Raw genomic sequence first — 26,630 nt, forward strand, 5'->3', positions numbered from 1 at the left:
AGTATTCATAAGGGGACAAAAAATACGAATTTTCCCTGCATAGTAAACAAGCCACTGGGGAAAAATTCGTATGTACTATCTTACCAAAATGAAGTAAATTTATAATACAAATGGATCTTCACCGAAAGTTGTACTTGATTATTTCAGAACACGCCCTTTCTATACTTATAAGGAAAAATAAGTAAATAAGATTTTCCGTGCACGGCGGCTCAAGAAAATTCCTCTCTTGTCAAGTACATGTTGTAGTGATGAACCATAAAAATACCAAAAAAGTAAAAAGAAAGAAGGAAGCACTTTTGATCAAACGCTCCCTTGGAACTTCAGTTCATTTCATTCGTCAATTTTTAATTGCAATTCGAGTAGTCGGAGACTTAAACATCGCCATATCATCACTCACACTCTCATAAAGAACATCTTGAAAAGAAAACGAGTGATCTTCATTGGCATGCACATAAAATCCCTCAACATCAATGTATTTATGGGTAAGATCTGAGGGCACAATTTCGACATACACATAGCCGAAGTGCTGACTATTTTCCTTGTTTAAAGAATTTTTTATCACATAACCGACAACAGAAGATTGATACGGCTTATTATAATGTTTTATGCTCATGTGAGATGCGTCGCGATATGTTTTGTAAGAGCTATAAAATTGATCGTAATCTACGACCGCATTTTCTGTCGTCAAAACTCCGTAAAAGTCCGCCTTCCTTTCTTTCGGATCTGTAAGCCATTTGTATGACAAAACGACGGCATATCGATGCTCTTTTCGGTTTAACAAGGAAACAGACATTGTCAATTCCATCACTCTCTTTTTGTGAATTGTGTAAATTGTCGTTGCGGTACATAACATCTGCTTATAGAGATCACATTGAATGACTTGATCATTTGTCTGTTTTTTAAAAATATCTCTTAACGTTTGCTCATTTAGGTCTTCCCGTTTATTTATCAAGCTTTTATTGCTAAAGAAATACAACTCCTCGATATTCATGTACTTCATTTCTTCTTTCGTCAACCCAAGCAGAAATAAATTTACAATATCTTTATTTTTAAACTGCGGGTTAATTGTATTATTCAGTTTTTCCGGCTCTCTGATGAAACTTTCGACCTCTTCTTTATCAAAACCTTGTCTTTTTTCATCCAAATGCTGAGCCTGTAAATGTATCTCCTGAGAACCACACCCGACTAGCATTGTACACAACAAGAAATAACTAAGGACTCGTTTCAATAGCAAGCCACCCTTCACTATATATCTACTTGCGACATAGTTTTATCTCGTAAAAGAAACTGCAGCATTTGGTATTTGTACGTAACTGGTTGTTCCAGAAACAGAAATCGACGCTCCTAGCGGCATCGACACACTAAATGAAGAGCTCCATCCAGTTTTCATATGAGTATAATTAGCATATGCAGAAGAATTCGCCCCAGAACTCCACTCAAATTCGGCATACGTATATCCTGAATCGTCTTGTGCACGTATCCATTTTCCATTATACTGCCAAAATTCTTGATGATCAGAAGAGTTTCTATCCAATTTGTGAACATACCCTGTCGAAAATTTATATGTCGCACCATTAAAATGAGAGGTTCTTCCTGCTACGTAACCATAATTATCATAATACTTCGTTGTCCAACTTCCAAATATTGATTCATAATCTACAGTCAAAGCCTCCTTATGTCCAGTTCCGAATAAATCCACGTGTCGCTCATTAGAATCGTTTACCCAATCAAAATCAGATACAATTGCATATTTAGACGAATGAGTAACTGCAACAGTAAGTTTCACCATGGATGACGAGTTTGATCCTTGACAAGTATTGTCTGGATCACATAAAAAGGCGGTTACTAATTTTGGATTATTTTTTATTTTGTCATCATATTCATCCCTTTGTTTTTTGTTTCTCTCAAATTCATATTTCGTTATAGGAGTGAGTTCTCCATTATTTCCGTCAATTTTAAAGTACGAAACATTCACATCTATCAATTCAGGTTGCTTCATATTCTTAAAATGATCCCAGTCATTTAGCGTGAAATGTTCAATTCTCTCCTTAGTAAATCCAAAGTGAGCTAAAAATAAGATATCCTTCTTTCTTAATTTCAAATTCCTTGTACCTTCATCTTGAAAATTTATATCTGCTACATCGGCTTTATTTGTTTTTAGATCTTTAACATCTTCTTTAGAAAAACCAAGTAACTCTAACATTCCATTTACATCCTTAATGTTTTTATCATTGGTGATGTTGGTAGCGGACGTCGAAGATCCTGTAGCTAAAATATAGAACATCACTAACATAAATAAACTAAGGAAAACTTTTCTCATTAAATCTCCCCCATTCCAATCCATTTAGCCTTCAAATAATTATATAAGAATTTTTTTAATTATAAAAAAAAAAACGTCAACATACTAAGAGAAATTTTTGTAATATTGATGTGCATTGATGTGCTTTTTCGCTCGTCAAAAAGCGTTCACTTTAATGAATGAGCAAAACATTTTAAAACATACTCATTTTAGACAGTATCTCTTCCGCCATGCATATGGTAGTAAATAGGTTATGTATATTTTCCCATGCAAAATTTGTCGATCATCTTCTTATAATAAATATATAGATAACACATTTACTTTCCGACAAAATCGGATACAATAAAAGTGAGGAGTGATGCGTCATGTTGAAAAAGTTGAAACGCAAGCTGCTCAAACAATGGAAAGAACTTTTGCGCAGAAAATCGATTGCATAGTTGTACGAGCCCTTCGATCGAAGGGCTTCTTTTCAATTTTGTTTCCCATTCCACACTTTATTATATATAATAAGAAAAGCGGAAAGCGTCCGGAGCTAAATATCGCTTTATTTTTAAACAAATGACAAAAAGGAGAGATGAACGTTGATTTTTAAAGTGTTTTACCAAGATACGATCGATGAAGTACCTGTAAGGGAAAAAACGAAGACGCTATATATTGAAGCGGATAGCGAGCGAGATGTGCGCCGAAAATTACAAGACCGTCATATCAATATTGAATACATTCAGCTACTTGAAGGTGCGCATTTAGCGTACGAGCAACAAAACCCTGATTTCTACGTATTGGAGATTGAACAATGAACATGTTAAAGGACAAGCAAGTTGGTATTTTCGCTCTCGGCGGTCTAGGTGAAATCGGGAAAAATACATATGGCGTGCAGTACGAGGATGAAATCATCATCATTGACGCCGGCATTAAATTTCCGGAAGATGAATTGCTCGGAATTGATTACGTCATTCCTGATTATAGCTATTTAGTGAAAAACGCAGAAAACATTAAAGGATTATTTATTACACACGGACATGAGGACCATATTGGCGGCATTCCGTATTTGCTTCGCCAAGTGAACGTGCCGATTTATGGCGGGAAGCTAGCGCTCGGACTCATTCGCAACAAGCTAGAAGAGCACGGATTGCTTCGTCAAACGAAACTCATTGAAATGAAGGAAGATGATGTCATTTCGTTCGGAAAAACAGCGGTCACCTTTTTCCGCACAACGCACAGCATTCCGGACAGCTACGGGATTGTCGTCAAAACGCCAGTCGGTCAAATTGTGCATACAGGTGACTTTAAATTCGACTTTACTCCCGTTGGCGAGCCAGCGAACTTAACAAAAATGGCTGAGATCGGAAAAGAAGGCGTTCTTTGTTTATTGTCTGATAGTACAAATAGCGAAATTCCACATTTTACAATGTCAGAACGGCGCGTCGGCGAAAGCATTCATGACATTTTCCGAAAAGTGCAAGGGCGCATTATTTTTGCAACGTTCGCTTCAAACATTCACCGCTTACAACAAGTGACGGAAGCAGCGGTATTAAACAATCGAAAAATTGCGGTATTCGGACGAAGCATGGAAGCAGCTATCCAAATTGGGCAACAGCTCGGCTACATTAAATGTCCGAAAGATACGTTTGTCGATGCAGCGCAAATTAATCGCCTCCCTGCCCATCGCGTCACGATTCTTTGTACCGGAAGTCAAGGGGAGCCGATGGCAGCGTTGTCGCGCATCGCGAACGGGTCACATCGCCAAATTCAAATTATACCGGGCGATACGGTCGTCTTTTCATCTTCCCCGATCCCGGGCAATACAGTAAGCGTCAACCGCATCATTAACATGCTCGCGCGCGCAGGTGCGGAGGTGATTCACGGACCGCTTAGCGACATTCATACGTCTGGTCACGGCAGCCAAGAAGAACAAAAACTGATGATTCGCCTTATGAAACCGAAATATTTTATGCCGATTCACGGAGAATATCGTATGCAAAAAATGCATGTGAAACTTGCCGTTGATTGCGGTGTGCCAGAAGAAAATTGTTTTATTATGGACAACGGCGATGTGCTTGGCATTAGTGAAGAAGGAGCAAGCATTGTCGGAAAAATTCCATCCGGCTCGGTGTATATTGACGGAAGCGGCATTGGCGATATCGGCAACATCGTCCTGCGCGACCGCCGCATTTTGTCGGAAGAAGGATTAGTTATTGTTGTGATTAGCATTAATATGAAAGAAATGAAAATTGTTGCTGGTCCAGACATTATTTCACGCGGATTCGTCTACATGCGTGAATCCGGCAACTTAATTAGCGATGCGCAACAACTGATTGCGAAACATTTACAACAGTTGCTCGAACAAGGAACAAATCAATGGTCGGACATTAAAACAGAAATTACCGATACGCTCGCACCGTTTTTATACGAAAAAACGAAACGCAAGCCAATGATTTTACCGATTATTATGGAAGTATAAGCAAGAAGGTGCCCGTTTGGACACCTTCTTTTTAAAACGTTGAAATACATTTTCTCCTTTACCTTCAAACATTTCATTCGTATGAGTAAAATGTTTGAGAAAAAAGACAGGTTCGTGCCTTGGTACAATGTCAAATATGTTCATTGACAGAATAAATTCCGTTGAATATAATGAAAATACAGGTGTAGGGTGTTTTAGTTACCTACGATTGGCTTTTCGCCATCATTAAAAATCGCGCCGACAAAAGGCTCTACAAATCATTTGAAAACTTGTCGCTCATCCGCAGGCGACTAATAAATGGCGGACTCGAAAACTTGTCGCTCATCCGCAGGCGACTAATAAATGGCGGACTCGAAAATTTTCCAAAAAAGAAGCGGGGTACCCGCTTCTTTTTCGATTGGGGTATTAAGGGATGTCTGAACATTTTAAAATTTATTTTATCAAGGAAGAATTTTTTTCGATTACCGACTGGTCACAATATAAAGTACCTATAAAAAAGAAAAGGCCTATGTTAATTTTAGTCATTGAAAAAGAAGAATTCCCTGATGGGCTTTTTTGTATTCCTATCACAAAAGATGATGATAAAAACGAAAAGATCAAATCATTATCGATGAAAAGACCAGATTTTATACACCCCATTAAAATAAATCGTTATGATAGTTATTTATTGATACAAAATATGTATATTATTCATAAACAATTCATTGGACAACCATATACTTTAAATGATGTTCCTTTTGAAATTAAAAACACAAAGATTCAAAGAGAAATAATGAAAAAAGTGAAAAAAGTGGATGCACTTTTGAAACAAGGAATCATTCATTACGTACCGAGGGAAAAAGTGTTTGAAATCCAATTGAAATATTTAGAAGAGAAAAAAGAATTGTTGAAAGGACAAAGATAAGTTTTATAAATAACTATACCTCGTGAAAAAGACGGAGATATACTCTGTCTTTCAGACTGTTGAAAAGAAGGTGCCCGTTTGGACACCTTCTTTTCCTATTCCCCAACGACTTCGCTTTCAAAGCGGTCAATGTCTTGATCGGCACCGATGACAATTAAAATGTCTCCCTCGTAAATCATTTCAGATGCGAGCGGTGAAACGATAATGTCGTTGTTTCGTTTAATCGCGACAATGTTAATGCCGTATTTCGCGCGAATGTCTAACTCGAGAAGCGAATGACCATGTAGCTTTTCGTTGGCGACAATTTCGACGATGCTATGGCGATCAGATAGCTCTAAATAATCGAGCACGTTGTTTGAAATCATATTGTTCGCAATTCTTTCGCCCATATCCCGTTCCGGATGAACGATATGATCAGCACCTATTTTTTTCAACACTTTTTCATGATAATCGTTCGTCGCTTTTACTGTAATTTTTTCGACGCCAAGCTCTTTTAAAATAAGCGTTGTTAAAATGCTCGCTTGAATGTTGTCACCGATGGCGACGATGACATGGTCAAAATTACGAATGCCTAAACTTTTTAATACGTTTTCATCCGTTGAATCAGCAACGACCGCTTGGGAGGCAATGGATGCATATTCGTTCACTTTATCTTCGTTCATATCAATCGCAAGTACTTCCATGCCTTGTTCGCTTAACGTACGGCACACGCTACCGCCAAACCGCCCAAGACCGATAACTGCAAATTCTTTTTTCTTCATCAAAAATCCCCTCTTGTTCGATTTTCTTCTAACACACGCACAATTCGTTTTTCTAACATGTGCACGCCACCGCTTCCTGCTTGATAGTGACGAAGCTTACCATCTGCATCAAATATATAATACGTTGGTACGCAGCGATTATCAAACGCCTCTTTTAAACGATGGTCATTGTCAATGAAAAGCGGATGGGTTATGCCGTATTGTTCAGCTAGCTGTTTGACGACTTCTACGTTTTCATCACCAGCGCGCCGTGGCATATGAATCGAAATGACGTGTAATTCATCTTTATAGCGATCGCGAAAAGCATTGACTTGTTTCATTCCGTCTTTACAAAGATGGCAACTCACCGCCCAAAAATGAATAAGCGTCGGTTTACCGATGAGCTGTTCGCGAGTGACGTTTCCATTTAATACGATCGTTGCTCCGTCTAATGATGGCATTAGTTCTCGTAATTTCATCGTTCTTCTTCCTTTGCATAATGATTTCCTTTCCAAGTGACATAACGGGTGAGCAGTTGGATGGCGACATCGATTGCTTGTTCGTTCGGATTTAATTGCGCATGATGCAAACCGAACGGGGATTGTACGCCGAGCCAAAACATAAAGCCGGGAATGCGCGCGAGCATGTAGCCGAAATCTTCGCCCGTCATCGCTTCTTGACAACGAACGAGGCGGACGTCTGTTTCTTTTTCAACAAATCGCATAAATTCATTCGTTAATGTCTCGTCGTTGTACACTTGATAATACATCGAACCGTAATCGATATGCGCTTCGCAGTCGTAAGCGACTTCGATGCCGCGCACGATCGCTTCGATGCGCCCCTTTACTTTCTCCATTGCTTCTGGCGAAAGGGTGCGAATCGTTCCTTCTAACCGTGCGCGTTCTGCAATAACGTTTTGTACCGTACCGCTTGTCAGTTTGCCAATCGTAATGACGGCGCTATCTAGCGGATTGACGTTGCGGGAGACGATCGTTTGCAGCTGCATAATTAAGGCGCTTGCCGCAACGACCATATCTTTCGTTTCGTGCGGAAATGCGGCATGCCCACCTTTGCCGATTAAATCAATAAACAGTTCGGACGTGTTCGCAAACAACAACCCTTCTTTTGTCGCAATCGTTCCGACCGGATATTGTGGAGCGATATGCAAAGCGACAACCATATCGGGCATCCATTGTTTCATTTCATCGCTTTCAAGCATCGGAAGCGCTCCACCCGGTCCTTCTTCGGCAGGTTGGAAAATAAACAACATATTATCGCGAATCGGATGATGAACGACGTAAGTAAGGACACCGAGCGCAATCGCCATATGCATATCGTGCCCACATGCGTGCATGCGTCCTTCATGCGTCGAACGAAACGGGACGTCTGTTTGTTCGTCAATCGGCAGCCCATCCATATCAGCGCGATAACCGATCGTTTTCGTTGGCGCTGTGCCAAGGACACGAACGAAAATACCTGTTTTCCACGTTTTGATTTGTATTCGTTCTTGCGGAAGCGTTGCGATATAATTCAATATGTATTGTTGTGTTTGAAACTCTTGAAAGCCGAGCTCAGGAATTTGATGCAAATCGCGGCGAATATGAATAAAATCGCTCATGTTAACCTCTCCTTTTGAAAAAAGCGTGGAATCGATCCACGCTTTATAGTTGACGAAGTTCTTGTTTAATTTCTACTTTTGCTTTCGTTTTTTCATCGATTTGTTTAATGACGCGCGCTGGAACGCCTGCGACAACCGTATATGGCGGCACATCTTCTGTCACAATCGCTCCTGCGGCGACGACTGCACCTTTTCCAACCGTTACGCCTTCTAAAATGACTGCGTTTGCTCCGATCATCACATCATCTTCCACAATGACCGGTTTAGCTGACGGTGGCTCGATGACACCAGCGAGAACTGCCCCAGCACCTACGTGGCAGTTTTTCCCTACTGTCGCCCGTCCGCCGAGCACCGCGTTCATGTCGATCATCGTGCCTTCCCCAACAACGGCACCGATGTTAATGACAGCGCCCATCATAATGACGGCGTTGTCGCCAATTTGTACTTGATCGCGAATGATCGCCCCCGGCTCGATGCGCGCTTTTATATGTTTTAAATCAAGAAGTGGAATCGCAGAATTGCGACGATCGTTTTCGACGACGTAGTCTTCAATTTTATGTTTATTTGCTTCAAGCGCCGCTTCAATGTCTGCCCATTCGCCAAATACGACGCCGATATGACCTGTAATAAACGTCTTCGCGCTCGGTCCGAAGTCGATGTCGGCGATGTCTCCTTTTATGTATACTTTTACTGGGGTTTTCTTTTTGCTGTTTTGAATAAATGAAATAATTTCATTGGCATCCATCATCATCGTTAGCTCCTCCTTATTGCTTTATTTTTTACTTTAACAAATGAAACAAACGGTGACAAGCTTATTGTCGCTTTTCATACATCGAGCGATTGAACCGCTTTAATATTTCACGCCGCGTCATAATGCCTACAAAGTAGCCCGCATCATTTTCGACGCAAACGAATGGGTGATCAATGAGCAACTTCAACGCTTTTAAAAATGAATCGTTCACATGTAAACGTGGAATGTTGCGTTGCATCACTTGTTCAACTTTCATCGTCTCTAATCGCTCAAATTCAATGCGCTCAAGACCTAAAATCGCATCCATAATCATTGTCATACTAATGAGCCCTTGCAGTTTGTACGTCATATCTAACACAGGAACAGCTGAATATCCTGTGCGTGTCAATACTAATAATGCGTGTTCTAAATGATTCCCCACTTGCACGTGCGCTACTTTATCGGACGGAATCATCAAGTCAATGAGCGGTGGTTGTTGCATCGTCATTCCGCCTTTCACAATATAATCCCCATTTGTCATTGTACCATGTTCATTTCAATAAGGAAAAGCGAGAAGTCATCCGATATGATACAATGATAAACATAGCCGTATGAAATGGGGATGGGAAGCCGTAAAACGTGAGCGATTGCGCCTAAAAAAGAAAGCAAAAAAGCGGAGTTAAATGAATGGCATGCGAAAAAAATAACATTAGCAAGCGGATGGATTGAAAACGAAACGACGCAAAAAAGCCGCCGAATCATCCGCGGTGGTGTGTATATGTGTGGACTAGTAGAAAATATTGGGACTGAACAACAAGATATATTTAAGTCAAACATATACATCGCCTGTCTTGTCACAGGCAACCTAGGGGCTATCTAATGAGCTTACTGCTCAATGATTAGATAGCTCCTTTTCATATGCCTTTTGAACAATTAATTCAATAAATCAAAAATTTCGATGGCGATCATATCGATGTTGTCGAACTGATACGACTTCGGTTTTTCTCCTTTTTCGTACACTTCTAATACGAACGTGTTTGTTTTTTCGTAATATGTGACGCTACATTTTTTTTCACCGTTCACTTCAAAGTTGCGTTGTGGCGCTTCGTTCGTTCCTGTTTTTTGTTCTTGTAAGCTAATTAAACGTTGAATAATGCCTAATAATTGCGACATGACGTTCATTCCTTTCCGATACGTATTTCAACGACTATTCACTACTGTACCAAGAATCGCGAAAAAAGTAAACAAAAACGAAAGCCCACAAAAGCAGGCTTACGTTTGAAGCGCGACGTATGCAATATAACCGAGTAAAAGGGCAACAAACACGATGTATGCAATAAAAACTGGATTGCGCACATACGGATGAGCAGCCACTTTTTCGCTGACGGGCGCATCGTATTCGCCTTGCACTTTTTGCCGCTTACCAACTTGATACGTATATACAAGCCCTCCGATTAATACCCCGCTTGCGATGAGCAAAAGCATCCAAGAAAATGTATCCATCATCATTCACCTCATATTTACTTTCCCACCGCAAGCGACGTTTTATTACAAATGAGCATTATGTTCAAATAAATACTCATACGTTAAATCAATAAATAAATAATGATGCTCATCAATCGGATACGAGTACGTACGAATCATTTCTCCTGTTTCAATATCGCTATATAAATCAGATAAAATGCCGCGTTTGCGTGAGCGCATACGAATGATGTTTTCGAGAAAATATGGGCGCCAGCTCCAGTTTTTCATTTCATATTGCGGCTGTAATTCCCACGTATTTCCTTTTTTAAACATGTTCGCAGACCGTTGAAAACCGTCTTCATCGCATATGTAAATGCGAAAACTACAATCGCTTAACTGTTTCGCTAAGGCGGAAATGAGCTCATTAAACGACGACGCCTTTTTATGTTTAGCGACAAGCTCTGATACGCGCGCTTGAAATTGTTCGGAAATATCGTATAACGTTTGCAGTTTCTTTTTTTCGTGTTGAATAAACGTATGAAATTGATCGCGCAATCGTTCTTTTAATAAATCGTTAGGAAGAAATGATGGCGAAGGTTCATGCAAATAATAACCTTGATAATACCTTCCGCCGTTTCGCCACGCATATTGGAGCTGAAAGGTGTTTTCAATATCTTCATACAACAGTGTTGCACCAATTTTGCGCGCTAAAAGCGAAATGGAATATAGTACATCATCGTACGATACGGTTGTTGCCGACGTGCGCAGCGAATACAAGTCAATTTTCAACAAATCGGGCGCTAGCAAACGAATGCGGTCTAAGTTGCTGCTTTCTTTTCCAATGTTATCGACCGCAATTTGAATGCCGTATGTACGCAAATATGTGAGCACGTGCCCAAGTTGTTGAATGTCGCCTTTAAAATGATGTTCAGTAATTTCAAGAACGACTTGTTTGAGCGACAACCCTTTTTCCTTGTATTGAAAAAGCAGTTGTAAAAATGATTCACCGCGGTCAATCATTAACACATTGGCGTCGCGGTTAATAAAAATAAGTGACGCGGGCTGTTCATTTACGAACTGTTCGAGCGCTTTTATAGTTACCGCATGATCGACTTCCATGCGGAACTCTTCTGGAATCGTTTCATCGTGAAAAAATGGGCCGAGGCTGATGACTTCGTTGCCATGTTGAAAGCGACCAAGCACTTCATAACCAACAATGCATTGCTCGTCAGCACTAAAAATCGGTTGATAATACGGAACGACTTGATCGATATGTGTTAAAATGTCTAGCGCATCCAAAACGACGCCCCCTCCCCCGTTTTTTCACTCATTATATCATAAGAAACGCACACATTCATCGTACAAAAAAAAGCGACGTCAAGAAACGTCGCATTAAAACGGATGTTGATTGAGCCATTGACCGCCGTCAACGGTAATGCACTCCCCGTTAATGTAGGCAGCGGCATCAGAAAGTAAAAAGGAGGCGACGCCGGCAATTTCCTCTGGCGTCCCGAAGCGACCGAGCGGTACGCTATCTTTCACGCGCTTTTCCATTTCTTCTGATAAAATGAGCTTTTCTGCCCCGCCTGTTCGCTCAATTGGACCCGGGGCGATGGCGTTTACACGAAAACCGTATTTTTTTCCCCATTCGACCGCTAACGTACGCGTCATCGTTAATACGCCTGCTTTGGCGCACGCCGAATGAATGACGCCCGCCCCTGCTCCCCAAGCGTATGTAGCAACAATATTAATGATTGACCCTTTTTGACCTTTTTCAATCCAATAGTTTCCGACTTCTCGGCTACAATAAAACGTGCCGTTTAAGACGATGTCAATGACGCTATTCCATCCGTTAATTGATAACTTTTCCGCTGGACAAATAAAGTTGCCAGCAGCATTGTTAATTAACGCATCAATTTTTCCGAAACGTTCATCCGTTTCTTTAACCATCGCAGCGACTAATTCTGGTTTGCGCACGTCCATAACGATCGGCAACACGCTTCCGCCAATTTCATTCGCTGCTTCCTCGAGCGCTTCTTTTCGTCTTCCGGTAATGACGACATGCGCTCCTTCATCCGCAAAACGCTTTGCCATATATTTCCCCATACCGCTTGAGCCACCTGTCACAATAATGACTTTTCCGTTCATTTCCTCATCCCCTTTATGAATGGTTATTCATTCATTTTTATTGTACTATATATTTAGAAAATTTTTAATATTATTTTTACTGTTTTTATCAACTTTTTTCTTTTATAATGAGTGAAGAATATTTTTATAGTAAGGTTTGAAGCGAATGAAACGACGAGATGTTTTGAAAACGTTTTTCTCTTTATTCGTCAAAGGAGCGTTGCTTTCCACGGCAGGATATATGTATGCGAAATATATTGAACCGCGACGGTTGACGGTACGCCGTTACGATATCGTGCATCGGCTCATTCCAAAAAGCTTTGACGGGTGTCGACTGCTCCAATTTAGCGATGTGCATTTAGGGTATCATTATACCGTTCGTCATTTTCAACAAGTAGTCGAACAAATAAACGCACTCGATCCTCATCTCATTTGTTTTACAGGAGATTTGCTTGATGAACCGAACAAATATGCACATGTCGATGCGATTACATCGCTGCTCTCCCAACTTCATGCTCCACTTGGGAAATTTTGCATTTATGGCAACCACGATCATGGCGGATACGGTACAGACATATATAAACGAATGATGACAGCAAGTGGATTTCGTTTACTTGTCAATGAATGGGTATCCGTTAAACAAGGGAACGAACGGATGGTCATTGCCGGGTTAGATGATTTTATGCTCGGTAAGCCAAATTTCGCAAAAACGGTGCAACATATGCCAAAAGAAACGTATACGATCGCTTTAATTCATGAGCCTGATCTTGCGACGCAAGCAAGTGTATATCCGTTTCATCTTCAGCTTTCCGGTCATAGCCACGGTGGACAAATTCAATTGCCGTGGATCGGTCCGCTCGTTACTCCTCCATTAGCCAAGCAATACGTCGAAGGATTTTACGGCGTCGGGCAGCTCACCTTATACGTCAATCGCGGACTTGGCACGACCCGCATGCCGTTTCGCTTTTTAACACCGCCAGAACTCACATTATTTACGCTAAAAGCCGGGTTATAACATAAACCCGGCTTGAAATAATATTATACTCCCAACGATTGACGCACCGATATAAATTAACGCTTCTTTATGTTGTTTATGCAATAATAGTTGAAGTGCTTCAACACTAAATGTTGAAAACGTCGTAAACGCTCCGAAAAACCCGACTGTCACGCCAATCGATTGAACGCCAGACGAAAGAGCAAAACCGAGCCCGAATGAACCGAGCCAGTTGATGAACAAAATGGATAGCGGAACAGATGACTGTTTTGTCCAACGCAACAGCCATACGCCAAGCTTGTACCGACACCACGCCCCTAACGCACCACCGATAGCAACATACATCATGACGTCTCACCTACATGTTTCGCACCAACTCGTTCACCGACATATATGCCTGCATAACAAAGAAGCAAACCGCCAACAAAAGACGCGAGCACATATACATTCGCTAATGCAACATGTGTATGCCATAACGTCACCGTTTCTTTACTAAACGTCGACATCGTCGTCAATCCGCCGCAAAATCCCGTACCGATCGCAAGTCGCAACCATTCTGCCATTTTCCGTTTTCCAACGTAAGACGTCAGCGCACCAAGCAAAAACGAACCGATATAATTGACGAGCAATGTCCCCCATGGAAATGTGAGAAACGGAAAGGCAAGCGCGGCGCCATATCGGCATAGCGCTCCTAACGCCCCGCCAAGGGCAACTGCCCCGCTTTCTTTCATCTTATCACCTCATTCTTCATCATCTGCGACATCGTACGCCATTTGAAATAATATCATTTGGCTATCGATTTCTTCTTCCCCATCTTTTCGTTTCACATAATGATATTCCCCATGTTCGTTTTGTTCACGCGCTTTGACATTATCAGCAAGCAACATGTGCAGCACCTCAACGAGCCGCTCTTTTAATTGTTGTCGGAAAATCGGGAATAAAATTTCAATGCGTCGATCCATATTGCGCGTCATCCAATCGGCAGATGATAAAAAGACGCGCGCTTGTCCGTGATGATGAAAATAGTATACGCGACTATGTTCTAAAAAGCGGCCGACGATGCTGCGAACGCGAATGTTTTCACTCACTCCTTCAATTTGTGGGCGTAAACAACAAATGCCGCGCACAATTAAATCAATTTGTACCCCCGCTTGCGACGCTTCATATAGCTTCATGATGAGCTGTTTATCTGTCAGCGAGTTCATTTTCGCGATAATGCGACCGTCACCGTATTGTTTATGATAGCGAATTTCTTCGTCGATGAGCTGTAAAAATTGTTGCCGTAAATCAAACGGAGCGACGGATAAATGATGAAATGGTGGCTTTTCCATATAACCGCTTAAGTAATTGAAAAAGTTTGTCGCATCTTCTCCAAATTGCTCGTTCGCCGTAATAAAGCCGAAGTCCGTATACACTTTCGCAGTCGCATCGTTATAATTGCCTGTTCCTAAATGAACGAACCGTTCAATTTTTCCTTGTTTTTGCCGAACGATTAACGTAATTTTACTATGCGTTTTTAAATGCGTCATGCCGTAAATGACATGGCACCCTGCTTTTTCAAGCTCTTTTGCCCATTGCACGTTATTTTCTTCATCAAATCGCGCCTTTAATTCAACAAGAACGGTGACTTGCTTTCCGTTTTCTGCCGCACGCTTTAACGCTTCAATAATCGGCGAATCACCGCTAACACGATATAACGTCTGTTTAATGGCTAACACATCTGGATCATCTGCCGCATCAGAAATAAAATCGATGACAGGTTCAAAAGACTCATACGGATGATGAAACAATAAATCGTGCTCCTTCGCTTTTTCAAATATGTCTTCCTCATCATCTAAATCTTTTGGCGGTTGTGGAATGAGCGTTTCAAAAATCAAATGTTCTTTGTATCGTGCCACTTCGAGATAAAACGAAAACAAAAACGTCAAATCAATGGGTCCGTCGATTTTGTACACATCTTTTTCATGAATTTCTAGCTCATCTAATAAATAGTCGAGCACCCATTCGTCGAATCCTTTTTTGCTCATCTCAAGCCGCACCGCAGCGCCCCATTTTCGCTTTTTTAACTCTTTTTCAATTTCTTTTAATAAGTCGCGTGCCCCTTCTTCATGAATCGTTAAATCCGCATTGCGCGTAATACGAAATTGCGTGACAGACAGCACCGTGTACCCTTTAAATAACATTTGAATAAACGTCGTAATGACATCTTCTAATAGCGCATAAGCATGCATACCACTATGTGTAGGCAAAGGAATGAAACGACGTAACACAGCAGGCACTTGTACAATCGCTAATTTTTTTTGATCGTCATCATCTTCTTCATCATCTTCAAGAACGATCGCTAAGTTTAAGCTTTTGTTTAACAACATCGGAAACGGGCGATACGCATCAACCGCCATCGGCGTTAACACAGGGAAAATGTTTTTCATAAAATACGTTTGTAAATATGTTCGTTGCTCCTCGTTCCATTCGTTTGGCGCAAGCAAATACACCCCTTCCTCGTGCAACATCGGCAATAACGTCCGATTGTACATGTCGTACTGCGACTGAACGAGCTCATGCGTTTTTTTCGCAATTTTTTTCAACTGTTCTTTCGGCGTTAATCCTGCTTTATTTTCTGGCTTATTAAAACCGGCTTTCACTTGATCTTTTAAGCCAGCGACGCGCACCATAAAAAATTCGTCTAAATTGGAGCTAAAAATCGCTAAAAATTTCAACCGTTCTAATAACGGATTGCGCTCATCCATTGCCTCTTGCAAGACGCGCTCGTTAAAGGCTAGCCAACTTAATTCGCGGTTGTTGTAATAACGCGGATGACTAAAATCCATATTCATCCCTCCAAATGAAACTGTAATTGAATCGGGCGTTTTAACATTTTTTCCACATGTTTTTTATGTTTTTCTGCTTGATACTCTTCCGCCTTAAACGATTGACTGCAAAAAAGATGCATGACGACTGTGTCCCCTTGAAGCTCAAGTTGCAGACGGTTAACAATATTTCGCTTCGTGTCGTTTAAACTATAAGCAAATTTTAGTAGCGCACCAAGAAAACGAAGCTTTTTTTGTTCAGCACGTGTAAACCACGAATGAAACGGCTGGACGTATTGTTTAAACAACGTTTTATTTTTAAACGAAGCAACAAGAGCTAACTGTACACGATCGCGATGGCTTAATCCGTCAATCGTTCGATTCGCTAAAAGGTAAAACGTATGTTGACTGCTTGCTTCTTCATCGACATATTGCCCTAAATAAAACACATGGGCAGCGCGCTTGAGTAACACGAGGTCTTCTCCTGTCAATGGAAAAAGAGCGAGCGAACGCATTTGTTCAAACAGTTGAATGACTAGTTTTAATACGTGCTGAACATGGTTTGTATTCACTTCGTAATCTTGGGCTAATTCAAAAAAACTTTCATCTAATACGCTGGGAAAAATGATCGGTCCAAACTGTTCGTAAAAAATACCGTCGCGCAATCCTTTTCGGCTTAAAATAAACATCGTCGCATCAACTGTTTCATATAACGTTTGAAATACTTCGACCGCTGGAATAATTAGATCGGCCCGATCTTTCGATAACGCTTCCACTTTTTGAAGTTGTTCAAATGTAAGAGCGCGTAAATATTTTTTCACTTGAGCGATATGCTCCCGATTCATTTCATATTGATGAATGCCCGCAATCGGATAGTTTTGCAACATTTGATGTACTTGTACGACGTTACGGGCGCTTCCGCCAATCGCAATAATCGGAAGTTTTCGTTGTTTTAGCCACGGAAGCGATTGAAATTGTTTTTCGACGTATGTTCGTAACGACTGTAGTTCTTCATCGGTCGGCACGTTCTCGGCGACAAATTTACGCTTTAACGATAGCGCGCCAAACGGAAAGCTATGATAATCGACAAGTTCACGATTGTAAAAATACGTCACTTCCGTACTTCCCCCGCCAATATCAATCGTAATCCCTTCATGAAACGATGTCGATTGAATGACAGCTAAAAAACCGTAGTATGCTTCTTCATATTCGGATAAAATACGAATACGAAAATCGGTTCGTTCCGCAACGATACGAACGATGTCGTCGCGATTGCGCGCTTGACGAATCGTTGCCGTTGCGACACATTTCACATCGTGCAACCGATGGAAGCGCGTCACGTCTTGAAACGTAAGGAGCCCGTCTAAAAGAACGTGCAATCCTTCCTCAGTAAACCAACCGTCTTCTGTTAAATGGTTGCGCAAGCGCGCAGCAATTTTTACGTTTTCCCTTTCGCGTAAACGACCGCTTTTACTTTGTTCATAAATGACTAGACGCATCGTATTAGAGCCAATATCAATAATGCCGTACTTCAACGTTCAACCTCCCTAAAAAATAAATTGAAAATTTTCCAAAAACATAAACGATCGTGTATAATATAAGTGTACCAAAATGAAAAGGAGTTGAGTAAACATGGAAACAGTCGAATGCACCGTTGAAAATTTGTCGGTCGCGCTGTTTACTGTAAACCGTCATGCAAAAACGGCTTTAAACCCTTCCTACTTGTATTTATTAAAGAAAAAAACGATTGAAAAAATGCTCGAGGAAGGGAAAGCGAAAAAAGTTGGGCTTCATTTTTCCCGAAATCCGAAGTACAGCCAACAAAAATCGGATGTGCTTGTGGCGATCGGCGCGTATTACTTCCACATACCTCCAACAAAAGAAGACTTCAAGCATTTGCCTCATCTCGGTACGTTGGACGATTCTTATCGCAACCCTGTTGTCAAAATGCCGTTGTCTCAAGCGAAGCGATTACTACAAGCATATACAGGCATTTCACCAGAAGATGTTAAGCCGAAAGTGAAACGCTACGACTGGTCACGTCCACATCGGTTCGGGAAAACGTTTCGATAAGGACAAGCCTATTTCGAAAAGTAAAGCGCATACTTTTATGATATTACACAAAAGGGCGCCCTCTTAATGAGATCGCCCTTTTTCTTATTGGACTAATTGTTCAAACTGCTCAGCTGAGAGCGGTTTACTGAAATAATAGCCTTGGGCGCGGTCGCAACCTTCTCGTTTTAAAATCGCAAGTTGCTCTTCCGTTTCCACCCCTTCGGCAACAACTTTCATCTTCAAGCTGTGCGCCACTTCAATGACAGCGCGAACGATCGATAAATCGTATGAATGTTTTACCATATCTTGCACAAACGAACGGTCGATTTTAATAATATCTACCGGCAATTTTTTTAAATAATTTAGCGATGAATAGCCTGTCCCAAAATCATCGACAGCTAGTTGTAATCCTAAATTTTTTAACGACTGCAACTGAGCGAGCACGTAATCTACGTGATGCATCGCCATACTTTCGGTAATTTCTAATTTTAAACAAAATGGGTCTAAATCGTACGTGTGCAATACATGTTCAATATGCTTCACTAAATCGGCTTGCAAAAATTGTTTAATTGATACGTTTACGCCAATTTGGACGTGTGGTAGTCCTTTTTCCTTCCATGTTTTACTTTGTTCACATACTTGGCGCAATACCCAGTCGCCAAGCGGTTGAATTAAATTTGTTTCTTCGGCAATCGGAATAAACGTTGCGGGTGAAATCCAACCGCGTTTCGGATGGAACCAGCGCAATAACGCTTCAACGGCAACAATATTACCTGTTTGAATATCGACAATCGGCTGATAATGAATCATAAATTCATTTTGTTTTAACGCTTTGCGAATGCTATGTTGAATGTATAGTTTTTCTTCGTTCGTCTTTTTTAATTCGTTCGTATAAAAACAGTACGTATTTCCCCCGTTTTCTTTCGCAATTTCAAGTGCCAAATCGGCACATGAAATGAGCGTCGTCCAATCGGTTGCATCATGAGGAAAGACGCTTATGCCAATGCTTGGCGTCACGGTCAACTCTTGTTCCGTTAATTGAAATGGGGTCGTAAATAGTTGAATGACATCCCCGATCATGCGACGTAGTTCGTTTCGGTCATTCGTATAAAAAGCGAGAAAAAATTGATCGCGATGTTGTCTTGCAACGATGGCACCTTCATAGCGACGCAACCGCTCCGCCACTTGTTTTAACAATTCGCTTCCGCACTCATACCCTATTAAATCGTTAATAAATTTAAATCGGTCTAAATTGAGCGACAACAAGGCGAACGGCTCGCGTTTATTCATGCGCGCGCGAAGCATTTGGCTAAATGAATCGTACGATAATACACCTGTCAATATATCTGAATCATCTTTGTCTAACAAAAAGCATCCTGTCCAAATGAGGTGCGAATGAAATGAATATACGTGCATATACGCAGGGCGATGATCGACAACGGTTTTCCCGTTCCACGTATCGTTCGTATGTAATGCGACAACAGCTTCATGGGCGTGGTCAACGAGTTGTTGAACGACGCCATAGCGACGTGACAACTGTTTCATAAACGAATCGCCCATATACACAATCGTTCCATCTTCATTCGTAATAAAAAAAATCGCATATTGGTCAAACTGTTGCCCAACAGCCTTCCATTTTATAAATGGAAGGTTTTGGTGCAGAAACTGCTGTTCATTCATGTTGTAATCCTCGCTTTTTGTTTTCTTTCCTCCCTCTTTATTAAAACATACGGTTCAACGATTGAAAATATTTTTCTATAAAGAAACATAAATTAGTCAATTGTTCCTGTTCGCAAAATCGATACGTTGACATTGACATCTATGCGGGCATCTTCATATAATTGCAACCATTGTTTATCCGTCAACTGTAACTTGCGTATCGAATGATCGTATATTTGCCCAAATCCGATCGGATCGGTATTATATGATTTTAATTTATTTAATAGATGCTCTATTTCTTTTTTCATTTGCTTCTCAATCGCTCGTTCAAGAATGTGGACGTTCGCTTGCATAATCGGCTTCATTTTTTCCGACATCTCTAAAATTTCTGCTTGCATGTTTACTGTGACTCGAAAATGTGGCGTCGGTTTTTGGCTGACGAGTTTAATTTCCCGTTTTGTGCGAATTTCGTTCATGACAATATTCACCTTTCCCCCTTTTTTCTTCATCAATAACGGGGCGATGTCATCGCGTGATACCGTGATATTTTTCAATCCGGTGTTATATTCCGACGCCAACATTTTAATATAAAAGCTTTCATCAAGTCGCACTGTTCCAACCAATTTGTCTCCACGAAATAGCGCCACTTTTTCAATAATCGGTTTATCATTACGCAATGATAGACAGGGCAATACCGGATCTTTTCCAACATCGTAATAACTATGAATAAATTCATGTAATGTCGCTGCTAATAGCGATTCGCTACGCAAATTTTTTTCAATTAATCGATATAAATACGTACCAACATCAGGTGTATCTTCATGCTTTTTACTTTTTATCACTTCCTTTGCGCTCGGCTCGGCAACCGCTAAATACACGAGCGAGCCAATATTCGCATCGCGCTGCAACGTATCCGTTAACGTAAAAATACCTTCTTTTTCTGCTAATTCTTTTCCGTATACAATGACGCGAATTTGTCCTGAACCTAAATCGTGGCTCGTTTGCGCTTCTAAATCTTGGCGAAATCCTTTGCTCGTTTTGTTCGTCGCTTCAATGACTTCGGACATTGACGAGCCGGTCGTTTGAAACGAAAGCATGATGGATGCCCCTTCGTACAACTTGCCCTTTTTATCGAAACCAGCAGCGGTAATAATGCCTTGCCGTTCTAACACGCGCGGTTGTACACAGCCACTTAATAACAACATACAGACGATCACCCATTTCATTTGGCGTTCCCCTTTGCCCATTTTTTTATGCGCACAAATACATACAAAAAAAACGGATATACGAAACTGAGCCAAAAACCGTACCAGCCGACTTGGTCAATAAACTCATTAATTGTCGCCCTCTGTTTAAATAAAATCGCTACGAAAAAAGAGAGGGCACCAAAAACGAATAACAAATATTTTTGCTTTACACGAAAAAGCGCTTTTCCGCCGCGCGTCATCCCCCACATAAACATTAATAAATTCGGCAAAACGACGAGCAACCAAAGCGGAATGACGATATATTCGAATCGTTCAATAAATGGGAATTTAACGATTGTAAACATCGACAATGATGCCCAAATGGTGACATCGAGTTGCTTTGGGCTAAAAAAGGCGATGGCGATGACGGTCACTACAGCTACGAGAAACGTCGTTAATAAAACGCCAAGTTGGGCGTAACGATGGGCGCGTTCTTTTTCTTTAACAAACGGATAAATAATGTACAATACTTCAAATCCGAGCATCGTATATGCTGTTTTTAATACACCGTTTGCCATTTGTTTTGGGGTCGCTTCAAAAATCGGCAATAAATGAATCCATTCCGCGTATTTCAATGGTTGAAATACGACGACAACAATCCAAATCGCCATAAAAAATGTGATAAAACTAACACCTGCTACGAGACGAAATCCGCCGCCGTATAGTGCATATACAGTTAATACAATTAAAATAAGTGCCCCGCCCCAAAGCGGAAAATCCGGATACATCCACGTTAACGCCATTTCGACGTATCCGAGCAAAATGGACGTATATGCCATTAAAAAATAAACGACAACTACAACATTCACAATCCAGCCGAGCACACGCCCGTAGACGAACGTATGAAGCGAAAAAATGTTGTCATGTTCTGTTTGTTTTAACGTTTGACAAATGATGAAAACGACGAGATGAATCCATAGCCCGCTTAGTAACACAGCAATCCATGCATCTTGGCGCGCTTCGACAAAAATGACGCGCTGCACACCGACAATCCCAAGCCCGATTTGTGCGGTATGAACGAGAAAAAAAACGAGATAAGCGTTAATCGATAGCCGTTCACGTGGCGTTTTCATCATTCATCCAAGTCCTTTCGTCTCATCGCTTCCCGCCATGAAAAGCGGCGAGCATTTTGCGGGCGGTTCGTTTGCGGGCGGTCGCTATAAAATTTTATCGGCAAACGAATGAGCGCATATTTTATATCCGCCAAACGAAATGGATAAACAGGCGATAAATATGGACGTCCGAGCGATGTAAGTTTTAATAAATGAATAAGCAAAAGGCTGACGCCAATAAATATGCCAACAAGCCCCCAAAGCGCTGCGAGTAAAATAATCGGGAAGCGTAAAATGCGAATCGTTGCGCCCATTTCATAGCTTGGTGCGGTAAACGAACCGAGCGCACTTAACGCGACGATAATAATGAGAACGTTGCTTGTAAAACCGGCATCGACCGCTGCTTGTCCAAGTACGATACCACCGACAATCCCCATCGTTTGACCAACTTTTGTCGGCAAGCGCGCGCCTGCTTCGCGCAACAGCTCAATCATAAATTCAAGAAATAACGCTTCGATCACAGGAGGAAACGGGACGCGCGACCGCGATTCCCCAATCGTCAACAACAAGGCTGAAGGGATGACTTCGTAATGATACGTAATGACAGCAACATAAAGAGGTGACAAAAAGATAGAAGCAAAAATGCCTAGCATACGAATAGTGCGCAAGACCGTGCTCATTACCCAACGTAAATACGTGTCTTCCGTCGTTTCAAAAAAGCTAAAAAACGTCGTCGGACAAATGATGACCGTCGGGCTGCGATCAACAAAAATGCCGATGCGCCCTTTCATTAAGCTATACGCTAATCGGTCAGGAAGTTCCGTTAATAAATATTGTGGGAAAATGGTGTATGCATGATCATCTAACAATTGAGCTAATACAGAGCTATCAATTACCTCATCAATGCGTAACTCCGATAGTCGTTGTTTTACCGTTTGAACGTTCGTTTCATCCGCAATATCTTGAATATAGACGATACGTACTTCCAATGTGTTGCGTTCGCCAATTTCCACTTTTTCCGTCACTAAATGTTTATCTGTAATGTTTTGGCGTAAAATGCGAATGTTCGTATCAATCGACTCGGTAAATGATATTTTTGGTCCTAAAACGAGCGACTCCGTTTCTGCCTTTTCAAGCGACCGTTCGACTTTTTCAGCGATGTTGACGGCAAGCGCATGTTTCTCTTTTTCAATAGAAATGACCGCCCAGCCGTCACGTATAGCTGACGCCATCTCTTTTTCTGTTTCACATATACGTATTGCGCCAATCGGCAAACAACGAGCGAGCTCGTCAATGGAAATGTTTTTTTGTTCATGAATAAACGCTAGAACGTTTTGTTGGAGATGGCCGTGGTTAATTAAATTGCTTAAAAATAAGACGTTAACGATTTTTCCTTGACATCGGATGCGTCGGCATATGAAATCTGGTGAATAGGCGAGCAGTTTCGCGACATCATCGACTCGATTTTTTTTCGTAAACCACATGATGTTGTCCCCTTTTTCTTCCGCTTCGTTTTTTACTAGTTTGCAAAGAGGGGGCGTTTTTATGCAAAAAAAGAGGAAACCTTAATTGGCTTCCTCTTTCGGCAGTGGAATGAAAATTTCCCCTTGCCGCTCTTTGTTTAACAACATTTGTAAAATCATTTTCGACAGTTGGCTCGGTTGATACGGTTTGACTAAATAGCTACTTGCCCCGAGCGCCATCCCTTTTTCACGCTCCTCTAACGCAGAAGAAATAATAATTGGAATGTCGGAAAGCTGTTCGTTTTCCTTTAACGCTTTTAACACGTCCCAACCGGATGCGTCGTGCTCTTCTAACATAATATCTAAAACGACCGCATCTGGTTTTTCTTTTTCGATGAGCGCAATCGCTTCTTTTCCTTCTTTCACATGTTTGACGCGAAAACCGCTATCTTTTAATTCTGCTTCTAATAACGCCGCTAAATGTTCGTCATCTTCGACAATAACGACGTGCGCATGTGCGTACTTTTCGTTATTGTCGCGCTCCTCTTCTTCCGTATTTGCGAGGACAACTAGCGGAAGCGATACGGTAAACGTACTTCCTTTTTTCAATTCGGATGTGACGGTCACTTCCCCTTCGTGCGCTTTTATAATTTCTTTGACGATCGCAAGTCCAAGCCCTGTTCCACCAATGCGGCGACGGTCGGAGTTATCGACGCGATAAAATTTCGTAAATAAGTTTGGCAACGCTTCTTCTGGAATGCCTAATCCTTCATCTTGTACGTCAATGCATAGGCGATTGCCTCGCTCGTATATGCGTACCGTAATATTGCCGCCTTCTGGCGAATATTTGATCGCATTGCTTATTAAATTTGTAAACACTTGGGCAAGTTTATCGCGATCACCAAGCACGGTCGTGTTGTTTGTTTCTTTTTGTAAATGAAACTGATGGATGTTCGTATTTATTTTTTGCGTTTCGATGACGTTTTCAATAATCGATACAATATCTTCATATTTTTTATCGTACGTTTGCTTTCCTGACTCCATTCGTTGCACATCTAAAAAGTCGTTAATAAGCGCGGTTAACCGTTTTGCTTCTTGGTAAATGGTTGTTAAATATTTTTTTTGACGTTCTGGTTTTAACTCTTTCGTCAACATCAGTTCTGTAAAGCCGAGCACGCTTGATAATGGCGTGCGCAATTCGTGGCTGACCGTGCTGACAAATTCCGATTTCATTTGATCGACTTCAAATTGTTTTGTAATGTCCCGATGAACAAATACCGTTCCTTGCCGTTCGCCATTGCGATATAACGGTTTCGCATACACTTGAATGACTTTTCGTTTTTGTGGCAATTGATACACAAACGGTTCATGTTCTTCATCACCGTTAAAAATAATCGCCCGCAAATAGTCACATAGCTTTTTGCCCGCATCAGACTGTTCAACTAAACCGCGCGCCCATTGTTCATAGCTTGCTCCTTCCAGCTCATCAATCGTTTCTTTTTGAAGCAAGGCAACCATTTGTTTATTCACCATCACGCTATGACCTTTGCTGTCGACGAAATGAATACCTTCTTGCACCGTATTTAAAATATGTTGCACCGTCTCGCGCGCTTGTTCGGACTGTTCATATAGCGCAATTTTTTGAAGCGAAATCGATATTTGTTTCGTTAAACCGACATATTCTTGAATATCTTCATCTGAAAACGGTCCGCCAAAACGGCTAAATACTAGCATAGCTTGCACGTCGTTTTCATTAGATAACACAGGCAAAAAGACGTCATGCACATACATCGTTTCTTCATGATACCCTTTTTCAGACGGGGTCAGTTCCCGCTTTAACATAAACGGCTTTTTTTGTTCAAATAACCGTTGATGCAAACCGTTGTATATATACGTTAAAAACTGATGGACGCCTTCTTCTGATAAGCCGAAGGAAGCATGCGTTTTTTCTTCGTTCAATAATACGATCATGCCGCGGTCTGCTTCCATGACACGCGCCATATTGAAAACGATATTTTTTAATACTTCTTGTTTGTTAAGCGAGTTCGATAATCCGTTAATAAAATCGTTGCGCCGTTTTAGCTCTTGTTCGCGCGTTCGCATCGTTTCAAGCGCTTGTTCAAGTTCAGTTTGTTGTATTTCTAGCTCATCTTGCTGAGCAAGCAACTCTTCGTTATGCGCCATTAAACTTTCTTCTTTTTCTTGAATGCTCGTCAACATTTTTCGAAAAGCGTTAGCTAATTTGCCGATTTCATCTTCCCGTTTGGTCGTTTCTTGCATATCATAAACGACTTGTTCGTCGTTTGCGATTTTTTCAGCAACTTTCGCTAGCTTATTAAGTGGTCTGCCAATTTTTTTCATCATGATGCGCGTGATCGTAATTAAAATCGCTAAAATGGTAACAATAAACAAAATAAACGCCGTTTGGGCAGTCGTTTGGGCATCACGCAACTGTTGAAATTCAACGTCAAGTTGTTTATTTAATCCGTTTTTATACGTTTTCATTTGAAATTGAAATTGTTCAATGGACGCCGTACCACCATTTTCCGATAAACTTAATACTTTTTGTATATTGCCGTTTTCAAACGCTTCAATCGCTTGTGGAACGAGCTGACCGAAATAGTAATTAGCAAACTGGCGCGCCTTTAAAATAAATTGTGTATCATCTTTTGTCGTCGCAACGAATTCGAGCGCATCAAGCGCTGTTTGTACGTTTTCTTGTTCGCGGAAAATGCTTAATTTAAATTCTTTCCGGTTAAATGCTAAATAGCCACGCGCAGCGAAAAACGCTTGATTAAACGCCCGTTCAACCTCTTGGGCATATTTCACCTTTGTCTCAATTTGCTCTTTTTTTTGTTCGAACGATGTCGTTAACGACGACTGATAAACGAACAACGACACGGCACCAATCAAAAATACGATTAAAAAACTTGTGACAAGTAAAACAAATTGTCTACTGTAGATGAGCAAATTCGCTAACATAAATTTACAACCAAACAAAAAAGAAGAC

Annotated in this window: 24 protein-coding genes and 1 pseudogene; 5 read left to right on the forward strand and 20 right to left on the reverse strand. The window is 41.1% G+C overall.

Going from position 1 to position 26,630, the window contains the following annotated elements; all coding sequences use genetic code 11:
* Nucleotides 1-337 precede the first annotated feature (337 nt).
* Complete coding sequence (locus tag ACYQY7_RS05805; RefSeq protein WP_461201159.1) at nucleotides 338-1,228, reverse strand: hypothetical protein; 891 nt, start codon at nucleotides 1,226-1,228, stop codon at nucleotides 338-340.
* A 42-nt stretch (nucleotides 1,229-1,270) separates the two neighbouring features.
* Nucleotides 1,271-2,320: a hypothetical protein gene (locus ACYQY7_RS05810; protein WP_461201160.1), complete on the reverse strand. Its 1,050-nt coding sequence runs from the start codon at nucleotides 2,318-2,320 to the stop codon at nucleotides 1,271-1,273.
* A 560-nt stretch (nucleotides 2,321-2,880) separates the two neighbouring features.
* On the opposite strand from ACYQY7_RS05810, the gene ACYQY7_RS05815 reads away from it, so the two are divergent.
* The 3 genes from ACYQY7_RS05815 to ACYQY7_RS05825 all read left to right on the forward strand — a co-directional run bounded on the left by ACYQY7_RS05815 (nucleotide 2,881) and on the right by ACYQY7_RS05825 (nucleotide 5,664).
* A complete protein-coding gene (locus tag ACYQY7_RS05815) occupies nucleotides 2,881-3,096 on the forward strand; it encodes a DNA-dependent RNA polymerase subunit epsilon (RefSeq protein WP_461201161.1) in 216 nt (71 codons plus the stop codon).
* Nucleotides 3,093-4,760, forward strand: coding sequence for a ribonuclease J1 (gene rnjA / locus ACYQY7_RS05820; RefSeq protein WP_461201162.1), 1,668 nt, complete (start codon nucleotides 3,093-3,095; stop codon nucleotides 4,758-4,760). Before ACYQY7_RS05815 ends, rnjA begins: the two co-directional genes overlap by 4 nt.
* 412 nt (nucleotides 4,761-5,172) lie before the next feature.
* Complete coding sequence (locus tag ACYQY7_RS05825; protein WP_461201163.1) at nucleotides 5,173-5,664, forward strand: hypothetical protein; 492 nt, start codon at nucleotides 5,173-5,175, stop codon at nucleotides 5,662-5,664.
* A 95-nt stretch (nucleotides 5,665-5,759) separates the two neighbouring features.
* On the opposite strand, the pseudogene ACYQY7_RS05830 reads toward ACYQY7_RS05825, so the two are convergent.
* From ACYQY7_RS05830 to fadH, 9 genes and pseudogenes are all read right to left on the reverse strand, one after another.
* Nucleotides 5,760-6,437: pseudogene (locus ACYQY7_RS05830) on the reverse strand (potassium channel family protein); the annotation flags it as partial.
* Nucleotides 6,425-6,883 carry a TlpA family protein disulfide reductase gene (locus ACYQY7_RS05835; protein ID WP_461201164.1) on the reverse strand — a complete coding sequence of 153 codons (459 nt, stop codon included), beginning with the start codon at nucleotides 6,881-6,883 and terminating at the stop codon, nucleotides 6,425-6,427. The gene ACYQY7_RS05835 and the pseudogene ACYQY7_RS05830, both read right to left, overlap by 13 nt.
* Entirely contained in the window at nucleotides 6,880-8,022 is a 1,143-nt protein-coding gene (locus ACYQY7_RS05840; RefSeq protein ID WP_461201165.1) for an N-acetyldiaminopimelate deacetylase, read from the reverse strand. The genes ACYQY7_RS05835 and ACYQY7_RS05840 overlap by 4 nt, the downstream gene beginning before the upstream one ends.
* A 43-nt stretch (nucleotides 8,023-8,065) precedes the next feature.
* Entirely contained in the window at nucleotides 8,066-8,773 is a 708-nt protein-coding gene (gene dapD, locus ACYQY7_RS05845; RefSeq protein WP_461201166.1) for a 2,3,4,5-tetrahydropyridine-2,6-dicarboxylate N-acetyltransferase, read from the reverse strand.
* A gap of 61 nt (nucleotides 8,774-8,834) precedes the next feature.
* Nucleotides 8,835-9,254 carry a cyclic-di-AMP-binding protein CbpB gene (cbpB, locus tag ACYQY7_RS05850; protein WP_461201181.1) on the reverse strand — a complete coding sequence of 140 codons (420 nt, stop codon included), beginning with the start codon at nucleotides 9,252-9,254 and terminating at the stop codon, nucleotides 8,835-8,837.
* Between the two features lie 431 nt (nucleotides 9,255-9,685).
* Nucleotides 9,686-9,925 carry a YkuJ family protein gene (locus ACYQY7_RS05855; protein ID WP_003396622.1) on the reverse strand — a complete coding sequence of 80 codons (240 nt, stop codon included), beginning with the start codon at nucleotides 9,923-9,925 and terminating at the stop codon, nucleotides 9,686-9,688.
* 99 nt (nucleotides 9,926-10,024) lie between these two features.
* The gene (locus ACYQY7_RS05860; protein WP_461201167.1) at nucleotides 10,025-10,261 is read right to left on the reverse strand and encodes a hypothetical protein; all 237 of its coding nucleotides are present in this window, start codon (nucleotides 10,259-10,261) and stop codon (nucleotides 10,025-10,027) included.
* 39 nt (nucleotides 10,262-10,300) lie between these two features.
* Nucleotides 10,301-11,515: an EAL domain-containing protein gene (locus tag ACYQY7_RS05865; RefSeq protein ID WP_461201168.1), complete on the reverse strand. Its 1,215-nt coding sequence runs from the start codon at nucleotides 11,513-11,515 to the stop codon at nucleotides 10,301-10,303.
* 93 nt (nucleotides 11,516-11,608) lie between these two features.
* Entirely contained in the window at nucleotides 11,609-12,364 is a 756-nt protein-coding gene (fadH, locus tag ACYQY7_RS05870; RefSeq protein WP_461201169.1) for a 2,4-dienoyl-CoA reductase, read from the reverse strand.
* Between the two features lie 145 nt (nucleotides 12,365-12,509).
* On the opposite strand from fadH, the gene ACYQY7_RS05875 reads away from it, so the two are divergent.
* The gene (locus ACYQY7_RS05875) at nucleotides 12,510-13,358 is read left to right on the forward strand and encodes a metallophosphoesterase (RefSeq protein ID WP_461201170.1); all 849 of its coding nucleotides are present in this window, start codon (nucleotides 12,510-12,512) and stop codon (nucleotides 13,356-13,358) included.
* Here the strand turns inward: ACYQY7_RS05875 and crcB are convergent.
* The 4 genes from crcB to ACYQY7_RS05895 are packed head-to-tail and all read right to left on the reverse strand — an operon-like array spanning nucleotide 13,353 to nucleotide 17,679.
* Nucleotides 13,353-13,685, reverse strand: a complete 333-nt coding sequence (gene crcB, locus ACYQY7_RS05880) for a fluoride efflux transporter CrcB (protein WP_461201171.1) — start codon at nucleotides 13,683-13,685, stop codon at nucleotides 13,353-13,355. The genes ACYQY7_RS05875 and crcB overlap by 6 nt on opposite strands.
* Nucleotides 13,682-14,068, reverse strand: a complete 387-nt coding sequence (locus tag ACYQY7_RS05885; protein WP_461201172.1) for a fluoride efflux transporter FluC — start codon at nucleotides 14,066-14,068, stop codon at nucleotides 13,682-13,684. The genes crcB and ACYQY7_RS05885 overlap by 4 nt, the downstream gene beginning before the upstream one ends.
* A 9-nt stretch (nucleotides 14,069-14,077) precedes the next feature.
* Entirely contained in the window at nucleotides 14,078-16,165 is a 2,088-nt protein-coding gene (locus ACYQY7_RS05890) for an RNA degradosome polyphosphate kinase (protein WP_461201173.1), read from the reverse strand.
* A 2-nt stretch (nucleotides 16,166-16,167) separates the two neighbouring features.
* Nucleotides 16,168-17,679 carry a Ppx/GppA phosphatase family protein gene (locus ACYQY7_RS05895; RefSeq protein WP_461201174.1) on the reverse strand — a complete coding sequence of 504 codons (1,512 nt, stop codon included), beginning with the start codon at nucleotides 17,677-17,679 and terminating at the stop codon, nucleotides 16,168-16,170.
* Nucleotides 17,680-17,776: 97 nt separating this feature from the next.
* On the opposite strand from ACYQY7_RS05895, the gene ACYQY7_RS05900 reads away from it, so the two are divergent.
* On the forward strand, nucleotides 17,777-18,217 hold the full coding sequence (locus tag ACYQY7_RS05900) for a YkyB family protein (protein WP_461201175.1): 441 nt from the start codon (nucleotides 17,777-17,779) through the stop codon (nucleotides 18,215-18,217).
* An 84-nt stretch (nucleotides 18,218-18,301) separates the two neighbouring features.
* On the opposite strand, the gene ACYQY7_RS05905 is transcribed toward ACYQY7_RS05900, so the two are convergent.
* The 5 genes from ACYQY7_RS05905 to ACYQY7_RS05925 all read right to left on the reverse strand — a co-directional run bounded on the left by ACYQY7_RS05905 (nucleotide 18,302) and on the right by ACYQY7_RS05925 (nucleotide 26,602).
* Nucleotides 18,302-19,879, reverse strand: coding sequence for a putative bifunctional diguanylate cyclase/phosphodiesterase (locus ACYQY7_RS05905; protein ID WP_461201176.1), 1,578 nt, complete (start codon nucleotides 19,877-19,879; stop codon nucleotides 18,302-18,304).
* A gap of 92 nt (nucleotides 19,880-19,971) precedes the next feature.
* Nucleotides 19,972-21,084, reverse strand: a complete 1,113-nt coding sequence (locus ACYQY7_RS05910) for a Ger(x)C family spore germination protein (RefSeq protein ID WP_461201177.1) — start codon at nucleotides 21,082-21,084, stop codon at nucleotides 19,972-19,974.
* The gene (locus tag ACYQY7_RS05915; RefSeq protein ID WP_461201178.1) at nucleotides 21,081-22,178 is read right to left on the reverse strand and encodes a GerAB/ArcD/ProY family transporter; all 1,098 of its coding nucleotides are present in this window, start codon (nucleotides 22,176-22,178) and stop codon (nucleotides 21,081-21,083) included. The genes ACYQY7_RS05910 and ACYQY7_RS05915 overlap by 4 nt, the downstream gene beginning before the upstream one ends.
* On the reverse strand, nucleotides 22,178-23,641 hold the full coding sequence (locus ACYQY7_RS05920) for a spore germination protein (protein WP_461201179.1): 1,464 nt from the start codon (nucleotides 23,639-23,641) through the stop codon (nucleotides 22,178-22,180). The genes ACYQY7_RS05915 and ACYQY7_RS05920 overlap by 1 nt, the downstream gene beginning before the upstream one ends.
* Before the next feature lie 81 nt (nucleotides 23,642-23,722).
* The gene (locus ACYQY7_RS05925; protein WP_461201182.1) at nucleotides 23,723-26,602 is read right to left on the reverse strand and encodes an ATP-binding protein; all 2,880 of its coding nucleotides are present in this window, start codon (nucleotides 26,600-26,602) and stop codon (nucleotides 23,723-23,725) included.
* Nucleotides 26,603-26,630 lie beyond the last annotated feature (28 nt).

Source organism: Anoxybacillus sp. TBDG-1 (assembly GCF_054815885.1).

Bases quoted from the DNA above. Each gene is read 5' to 3' on its own strand.
- ACYQY7_RS05810 (WP_461201160.1), bottom strand. From the start codon at position 2,320: ATGAGAAAAGTTTTCCTTAGTTTATTTATGTTAGTGATGTTCTATATT.
- rnjA (WP_461201162.1), top strand. From the start codon at position 3,093: ATGAACATGTTAAAGGACAAGCAAGTTGGTATTTTCGCTCTCGGCGGT.
- ACYQY7_RS05825 (WP_461201163.1), top strand. From the start codon at position 5,173: ATGTCTGAACATTTTAAAATTTATTTTATCAAGGAAGAATTTTTTTCG.
- ACYQY7_RS05835 (WP_461201164.1), bottom strand. From the start codon at position 6,883: ATGAAATTACGAGAACTAATGCCATCATTAGACGGAGCAACGATCGTA.
- ACYQY7_RS05840 (WP_461201165.1), bottom strand. From the start codon at position 8,022: ATGAGCGATTTTATTCATATTCGCCGCGATTTGCATCAAATTCCTGAG.
- dapD (WP_461201166.1), bottom strand. From the start codon at position 8,773: ATGATGATGGATGCCAATGAAATTATTTCATTTATTCAAAACAGCAAA.
- cbpB (WP_461201181.1), bottom strand. From the start codon at position 9,254: ATGCAACAACCACCGCTCATTGACTTGATGATTCCGTCCGATAAAGTA.
- ACYQY7_RS05855 (WP_003396622.1), bottom strand. From the start codon at position 9,925: ATGTCGCAATTATTAGGCATTATTCAACGTTTAATTAGCTTACAAGAA.
- ACYQY7_RS05860 (WP_461201167.1), bottom strand. From the start codon at position 10,261: ATGATGATGGATACATTTTCTTGGATGCTTTTGCTCATCGCAAGCGGG.
- fadH (WP_461201169.1), bottom strand. From the start codon at position 12,364: ATGAACGGAAAAGTCATTATTGTGACAGGTGGCTCAAGCGGTATGGGG.
- ACYQY7_RS05875 (WP_461201170.1), top strand. From the start codon at position 12,510: ATGAAACGACGAGATGTTTTGAAAACGTTTTTCTCTTTATTCGTCAAA.
- crcB (WP_461201171.1), bottom strand. From the start codon at position 13,685: ATGATGTATGTTGCTATCGGTGGTGCGTTAGGGGCGTGGTGTCGGTAC.
- ACYQY7_RS05885 (WP_461201172.1), bottom strand. From the start codon at position 14,068: ATGAAAGAAAGCGGGGCAGTTGCCCTTGGCGGGGCGTTAGGAGCGCTA.
- ACYQY7_RS05890 (WP_461201173.1), bottom strand. From the start codon at position 16,165: ATGGATTTTAGTCATCCGCGTTATTACAACAACCGCGAATTAAGTTGG.
- ACYQY7_RS05900 (WP_461201175.1), top strand. From the start codon at position 17,777: ATGGAAACAGTCGAATGCACCGTTGAAAATTTGTCGGTCGCGCTGTTT.
- ACYQY7_RS05905 (WP_461201176.1), bottom strand. From the start codon at position 19,879: ATGAATGAACAGCAGTTTCTGCACCAAAACCTTCCATTTATAAAATGG.
- ACYQY7_RS05910 (WP_461201177.1), bottom strand. From the start codon at position 21,084: ATGAAATGGGTGATCGTCTGTATGTTGTTATTAAGTGGCTGTGTACAA.
- ACYQY7_RS05915 (WP_461201178.1), bottom strand. From the start codon at position 22,178: ATGAAAACGCCACGTGAACGGCTATCGATTAACGCTTATCTCGTTTTT.
- ACYQY7_RS05920 (WP_461201179.1), bottom strand. From the start codon at position 23,641: ATGTGGTTTACGAAAAAAAATCGAGTCGATGATGTCGCGAAACTGCTC.
- ACYQY7_RS05925 (WP_461201182.1), bottom strand. From the start codon at position 26,602: ATGTTAGCGAATTTGCTCATCTACAGTAGACAATTTGTTTTACTTGTC.